At 38.0% G+C, this 7,150-nt stretch carries 7 protein-coding genes; 1 reads left to right on the forward strand and 6 read right to left on the reverse strand.

Annotation, left to right across the window (positions count from 1 at the left end):
* Positions 1-1,144 precede the first annotated feature (1,144 nt).
* The 3 genes from BN338_RS07720 to ftsE are packed head-to-tail and all read right to left on the reverse strand — an operon-like array spanning position 1,145 to position 3,419.
* A complete protein-coding gene (locus BN338_RS07720; RefSeq protein WP_039760708.1) occupies positions 1,145-1,810 on the reverse strand; it encodes a YdcF family protein in 666 nt (221 codons plus the stop codon).
* Positions 1,811-1,813: 3 nt separating this feature from the next.
* Entirely contained in the window at positions 1,814-2,767 is a 954-nt protein-coding gene (locus tag BN338_RS07725; protein ID WP_039760710.1) for a cell division protein FtsX, read from the reverse strand.
* Positions 2,760-3,419: a cell division ATP-binding protein FtsE gene (ftsE, locus tag BN338_RS07730; RefSeq protein WP_012232498.1), complete on the reverse strand. Its 660-nt coding sequence runs from the start codon at positions 3,417-3,419 to the stop codon at positions 2,760-2,762. Before ftsE ends, BN338_RS07725 begins: the two co-directional genes overlap by 8 nt.
* A gap of 513 nt (positions 3,420-3,932) precedes the next feature.
* On the opposite strand from ftsE, the gene BN338_RS11710 reads away from it, so the two are divergent.
* On the forward strand, positions 3,933-4,079 hold the full coding sequence (locus BN338_RS11710) for a hypothetical protein (RefSeq protein ID WP_156809268.1): 147 nt from the start codon (positions 3,933-3,935) through the stop codon (positions 4,077-4,079).
* Between the two features lie 38 nt (positions 4,080-4,117).
* Here BN338_RS11710 and acs read toward each other — a convergent pair whose 3' ends face one another.
* From acs to BN338_RS07745, 3 genes are all read right to left on the reverse strand, one after another.
* Positions 4,118-6,061 carry an acetate--CoA ligase gene (gene acs, locus BN338_RS07735; RefSeq protein ID WP_039760716.1) on the reverse strand — a complete coding sequence of 648 codons (1,944 nt, stop codon included), beginning with the start codon at positions 6,059-6,061 and terminating at the stop codon, positions 4,118-4,120.
* Between the two features lie 299 nt (positions 6,062-6,360).
* Positions 6,361-6,744 (reverse strand): hypothetical protein, encoded by a 384-nt coding sequence (locus tag BN338_RS13230; protein ID WP_244427637.1) that lies wholly within the window; start codon positions 6,742-6,744, stop codon positions 6,361-6,363.
* 155 nt (positions 6,745-6,899) lie between these two features.
* The coding region (locus tag BN338_RS07745) for a hypothetical protein (protein WP_039760719.1) at positions 6,900-7,150 on the reverse strand (251 nt) is incomplete at its 5' end.

Genomic DNA, 7,150 nt, shown 5'->3' on the forward strand with positions numbered 1-7,150 from the left:
TTTGAAACTCTTATTTTAAGTTGAAGAACACTTATCTTTATTAATCAATATGTTGATGGTAATAAAACACCTGAGGCAGTAAGGCAGCTAAGATTATGACACATGAGCTTAGCGACAGTGATGAATATCTTTAAGCAGGGCTTGCTTGTCGAGCCTTATCTATGAGTGAATCGTATAAATGGGAAATCAAGTGAAATTCGCTGGATAAGAAACCGGATTGTTTGCAAATTAGCGTTGATGGGAGGCTTCGTTGCTTGAGATGTGGCGAGGAGATCAATAATCCTCATGAAATCTGTCCTTTGAGTGGGGGATTGGAGGTGGGCAGGTGGAACGCGTTGGATAATAAGCTGCGTTATTATTGTTTATAGATCTTAGAGTTTAAGAATTTTTCGTTCTTTTTGGGGGAGCAAACCAAACAAAAAGCGATTTGAGAGAAGGAAATGATTTCAAAAAAGATTGCGATAAAGAGCGTGGGATATTTGTGGTGGTGTGGGCTGTAAGCTTATTTTATCTGTGATCTAAAATGCTCTTATGAAGATGCTTTATAGAATGAAGAGATTGTTTCTAATCTATTTATAATGATATTTTAATGTTCTCTCTGTTGAATGAGAAATCTCAGTATTATCTATTTTTTTTTATTTTAAATCCATTAAAATTACTTCCTTGCATCCCATACATGGTTGCTATGTGGGTACTGTTTAAACAAGGCCTAAAGTGTGCCTCTTATCAATTATCTCGAGAGGTTTAAGAGCTATCGTAATATTGAGGGCTGGCAAAATATTAAGATGGGGCGGTTTGTATTTTTTATGCAGTGTAAAGATGATGGCATAAATAGACTTTTACGACAAGTCTGGAGATCTTATAGTTGTCTTGGAAGCTCTATTTATGAGGAGTTTTTTATACTATTAAGATGTCATTGATCGATTCGTGTCGTGAGATAAGTTTGAGATGTGAGAGATGTTTCTTTAAACGTGTAAATATGCAAGACAGTGACACGTTTCTTGGGGCGTTTTGCTTTTATGAGGGGAAGTTCTGTCGCGCTCTTATGGAGGTAATCTCGTGTGAAGTGAATAGAGAGAATGCTATGAAGCGGTTCGTGGGTGGTAAGATTTAAAGTCACAAGAGGAAAGATCAGGGGGAAAGATCAGAAGGCGGTTCTGATATAGACGTGGAGCGTTTTAATATATTGGAAGATAAGAATGCGGATTTGCTTGATTTGTTGTGCTGTGCTTTCAGCTTTGCTCTTTTTAACAGGATAGGCAATGAAATGGATATCAGGCATGAGATATTTAAGTTCACGCATCGAGCGCCATATGTGGTAATCATGAGTGACGATATAAAGGGTTTTATAGTGGTGCTTTTTGATCCAAGCTGCACTTTCTTTGGCATTTCCTTTGGTGTTAATCGCTTGATGCCCAATGTCAATGCAACAGGAGATAAGTCGTGGGCTAATATGCATGTTCTGCATAAAACTCTTTAGATTGGTTGAGGTGTTTACACCACTGATGAGGAGTCGTGAACCAACCCCTTTTTGTAAGAGATGAAGCCCTGTCTCTATTCGGTTTTCTCCGCCCGTGAGCACGATGATGGCATCGGCTTTGGGGAGAGGCTGTGGGGGGGCAAGTCGTTCGGTTTTTTCAGAAAAAATGATAAATCCACCCCAAAAAATAAAAACAATGACTGCAAGAGTAAGAGTTGTGGGTGGAAAATAGCGAAATAAGCAGCGCACAGACCAACTGTAGTGGTGCTGTTTTGGAACAGGACGCTCTAAATCATTTTGTGTCAATGGGTTGGAAGTGTTGTGAGTCATAAATTAAAATAAACCGTTTTCACATTGGTCGATTTTTTTCAGTTGTGCTAAAATAGTCATGCGGTTTGTAAGGGTAGTGAGAAAAGAAACAAAAATCATAAGGAAAATGATTTTTCCGTAAGGAATGGAACTTATGGAAATATGTCCAAATAAAGCGGTTATTTGGCTGGCTTCTGCTTTTCCTAAGTTATAATTCGTCCAAAGACAAAGGGCTGAAAAGAGAAATATGCTTGTGAGACCACCATATAAAGCACCACGCAGCGCCGTTTTAAAAAAATGCCAATCAAATTGACGCGCAATGAAAAGAGTTTCTGTGCCAAGAAAATATAATACATTAATGATATGTGCATTTTCTGCCAATGCATTGCGGGTGGCAAAAATGATGGTGAGGATAAGAGAGCCTAAAACCAATGATAAAATTGAAAAACCAATGAAAACAGAAGTATATGCCATGGTCGTAAAACGATGGACCCAAACACGATGATCATCAAATTGACCTCCTGGAATTTGAGTTTTAATGGCATGATTGATGGCGGCAAAATTGATTTCTACATCTTCTTTTAGAGTCACAATGATAAGACGGGGAAGAGGCAATTCATTGATATTAAAATCTGTTCCAAGCCATGGCTCCAGCAACTTTTCGGTGGCTTTTTGGTCAACAATTTTCGCATCTTGTACACCAGAAAAGGTTTTAACCAATTGGACAGCATCATGAAGTGCTTTGTTGATATCAACATTGTCAACGGGGCGTATTTGTATTGTTGCTTCATAGCTAATTTGATTGCTCCAATTTTTGGCAGAACGTTGGATTAAATCAACACCCATTAAGGTGAGGCTTGAGAGAAATGTCATAATAGCAATGACGGCAACCAGCGCTTGCCCAGAAATGTTGCTACTGGGAATAATCGCTGTTGTGTTTTTTTTATTATTGGTAAAAATGGAGAAAAATTTATTCATGAATCGTCATCCGGCCGTTATGGAGAAGCATCCGTCGTGCTGCAACTTGTTCCATTAAGGCGATGTCATGGGTGGCAATGATAACAGCTGTTCCAAAACGGTTTAATTCAATAAACAAACGCAGCAGGCGTTTTGCCAAGGGCGGATCGACATTGCCTGTTGGTTCATCTGCAAGCAGAATTTCTGGTTGATCAATAAGCGCGCGTGCAATGGCGACCCTTTGTTTTTCCCCACCGGAAAGAACTGGAGGTAAAACATGAATATGATCTCCAAGACCTACCCAACAAAGAAGATCTTCTACTTCACTGCGATAGGTTGCTTCTTCTTGCCCTTTAATGCGTAAAGGTAAGGAAACATTTTCATAAGTGGTCATGTGGTCAAGGAGACGAAAATCTTGAAAAACCACACCGATACGTTGTCGCAGTGCTGGGAGCTCTTGTCGTTTGAGCAATGCTGTGTCTGTTCCAAATAAATCAATATGACCACGGGTGGGTTTGAGTGCCAAAAACATCAGACGCATCAATGATGTTTTACCGGCTCCAGAGGCACCTGTGAGAAATTGAAATGATCCAGCAGGAATATGAAAGCTAATATCGCGAAGGACCTCTGGGCCCATTCCATAGCGCAGACCGACATTTTCAAAATGAATCACTTTTTGTTACCACTTCCGTTTTTACCGTATATTACTTTCAGGATTTTTGCTCCTATTGTTTTCAATCTTATTCATACTTTACAGCCCCCAATACTTCTTAATTTGTGCTTGAGAAATATTGTTTGTAAAATATCTCTTATATTTCTTTATTTTATCTTTATTTATGACTTTAGCAGGAATTCCAAGGTGTTTCTAGCAGAAACATAAGAACTGCTATACTTGTTTTTTGACCTGATCTTGATCTTATTCGTTTTGTGGTTGATGAGATTTGTGCTTTTTTCGCTTTGATGTGCGTTAAATTACGTCTTTTATAATTTTAATCTTTGTTTGTTTTTTATTGGTTATGGAAAAAACTATTTTTTTCAAAGATTTTGAAAGTCTGTTTGTTGTTTTTTTCTTTTGCTAAAATAAATTGATAGAAAAGTTTTACCGACAGAAAAATTTACCACCCATGGCAAGTTTTTTATGGCATTCGTTTGCGGTTTGAAATGTGTGTGTGGATAAAAACATCTGATGTTTAAATATATCTCTTATGAAGGATTAGGTTATAAGAGAAGAGGGGTGGCAATGTTTGGGGTTGCAAAGAGAATAGGGGTGCTGGCTTGGATTTTTACCGGTAGCTTTAGCAAGAATGCTGGAATTATTTCAGTAAAGGGCTAAAGCTTACCGGTGTTGTTGTGTATTAAACCATGGTTTCTTTAATCTTGTCGGTTGGCAATCAGATCTTCAACAACTTGTGGTTCAGAAAGGGTTGAAGTATCTCCTAAATTATCGAAATTATTTTCAGCAATTTTACGTAAAATGCGTCTCATAATTTTTCCTGATCGTGTTTTGGGGAGTTGCGGAGCAAACTGAATTTTATCCAATATGGCAATGGAGCCTATTTCTTTTCGAACATGCTTGATAAGGTCTTTTTGCAATTCTTCACTTGGCGATGTTCCTTCCATTAAGGTAACAAAACTGTAGATTCCTTGCCCTTTAATGGGGTGAGGGTAACCAACAACAGCAGCTTCAGAAACAGCAGGATGCAAAACAAGGGTTGATTCAATTTCAGCGGTTCCTAGCCTGTGCCCCGAAACATTGAGAATGTCATCCATGCGTCCTGTAATCCAGTAATAGCCGTCGCTATCGCGCCTACAGCCATCACCTGAAAAATATTTTCCTTTATAGGTGGAAAAATACGTTTGAATAAAGCGTTCATGATCCTTATAGAGCGTGCGCATTTGTCCAGGCCATGAATCACTGATACAAAGATTACCTTCTGCTTCACCTTCTAAAACATTGCCTTGATCGTCAATGATTTGCGGTTGAACACCAAAAAAGGGACGTGTGGCTGATCCTGCTTTGAGGGGGATTGCACCGGGTAAAGGTGTAATCATATGCCCCCCTGTTTCTGTTTGCCACCATGTATCGAGAATCGGACAACGGTCATTGCCAACGGTGTGATAAAACCATTCCCATGCTTCTGGATTAATCGGTTCGCCTACGGTTCCTAAGAGACGTAAGGAGGTTCTTTTTGAGTGTTCAACAAACGCGTTTCCCGCCCCCATTAAGGAACGGATAGCTGTTGGTGCTGTATAGAGCGTATTGACTTGGTGTTTGTCGACAACTTCCCAAAATCTTCCCTTATCAGGGAAGGTTGGGGTGCCTTCAAACATTAAAGTGGTAGCGCCATTGCATAAAGGTCCATAAACCAAGTAAGAATGCCCTGTAATCCAGCCAATATCGGCTGTACACCAGTAAACTTCACCAGGGTGATAATCAAAAACATATTGATGGGTTATCGCGGCATAAACAAGATAACCCGCTGTGGTATGCAAAACCCCTTTAGGTTTACCGGTTGAGCCTGAAGTATAAAGAATAAAAAGCGGATCTTCAGCATTCATTGGTTCTGCTGGACAGTCTATTTTAGCATGAATTATCTCTTCGTGATACCAAAAATCCCGCCCCTCTACCCATTGAATGGGTCCACAAGTTCGCCGTATAACCATAACTTGATCCACATGCACATTTTGGTGTGCAGCAATCTCAATAGCATGGTCAACGTTGTCTTTTAAGTTAATCCGTTTGCCGCCACGCAACCCGTGATCAGCGGTAATGATGAAGGTCGATTGACAGTCAACAAGGCGTCCTGCTATTGCTTCAGCAGAAAAGCCTGCAAAAATAACCGAATGAATGGCACCAATGCGGGCACAAGCAAGCATAGCATAGGCTGCTTCGGGAATCATGGGAAGATAAATGGTTACTTTATCGCCTTTCTTTATACCACGGCTTTTTAAAAGATTGGCAAAACGACAAACATGTTCATAAAGTTCGTTATAGGTTATTTTTTTATCATGATAGGGGTTATCCCCTTCCCAAATGAGCGCAATTTTGTCTCCATGGGTTTTTAGGTGACGATCAATGCAATTATAGGCTACATTTGTTATTCCATCTTCATACCATTGAATTGATACATCTCCATTAAAAGAAGTGTTTTTTACTTTTGTATAGGGTTTAAACCATTCAATACGTTGACCATGTTTTGCCCAGAAGCTTTCTGGATCATTGATGCTTTCTCGATACCATTTTTGATAAGTTTCCTCATCAAGCAAAGTATTTTTTTTGATCTCTTCTAATATCGGATAAATTTTTTCAGTCATGTTTCCCTCTTTTAATTTATTGTTTGGAAAAATCAGCCATTGCGTTTTTATATTTGTGGCAGCATTTTCCTAAAAGCTTTTCATTGTGAGGGTAGACTAAATGACAAAAATTGGAATAGTCAATTTTAAAATTTGATACTCTTGTCTTCAAGAGAGTATTTTATGCTCATTTTTAGGATATTTAAATGCGGCAGAGCTTTGTCGTACAGAGCTTTTTATAAAAAGCATAAAGATATTAAAAAATATCATATTGAATATTTTTGTACGCACTCGTTTTAAAAGAATAAATTCAATAAGTATTAATATAAACCAAAATATCTACACAAACTGTCTATAATCAATAGCGCAATTCCTCCCGATAATGATGCTATGATAGCTAATTTCCAACTCCGACCGTAGAATACTCTAACAATAGTAACATTTAGAGAGACAAACACAACAAGCAAGCAAAGCATTCTTATGATTTCATAACGAATCTTTATTATAACAAAATCCTGGTTGTAATCTAAGCCACAATATCTACGCAAAAAATCAGAAAGAAAGGGCATAATAACTATCAATAATGCTATTATAATAGAAACCCTCCAATCCTTACTAATGAATATTTTAAAAGGAATGGCAATTATAGGAGTAATTATAATAAGCTTGAAAAACAAATTTACAATTTCATCGTGAATATCCATTATAATAAATCCTAATTATAAGATGTGATCTATAGTAGATATCTCTGAAAATTATTTATCCATAGATATGAGATAGTTAATTTTGGTATATTTTTTCGAATATTTATTACATAATTACTCATTTCAGAGATATCGTTGTAGGTATTCTCTCTAAATTAGAACCAATACTCATGAGCTTTATAAATAAAGCGCCAAGCGGTATCTTCTGCAAATTCCAATGCAAAAGCGCCCATTCCATTTGTAAATGCATCCACTGGTCGTCCAGTTATAGCACCTGTAAATGCTCTGACTAGTCCTGCTCCAGCGCCTATTTTAAAGCGTTGAAAATTCATTCTGAGAAGTAAAATCATTACAGTTCTATGCATTTCCATGAGTAAGTTTTGAACTGTGCGAATGACCAAAAGAA

The sequence above is a fragment of the Bartonella queenslandensis AUST/NH15 genome, from assembly GCF_000312585.1.
GTDB classification, from domain to species: Bacteria; Pseudomonadota; Alphaproteobacteria; order Rhizobiales; family Rhizobiaceae; genus Bartonella; species Bartonella queenslandensis_A.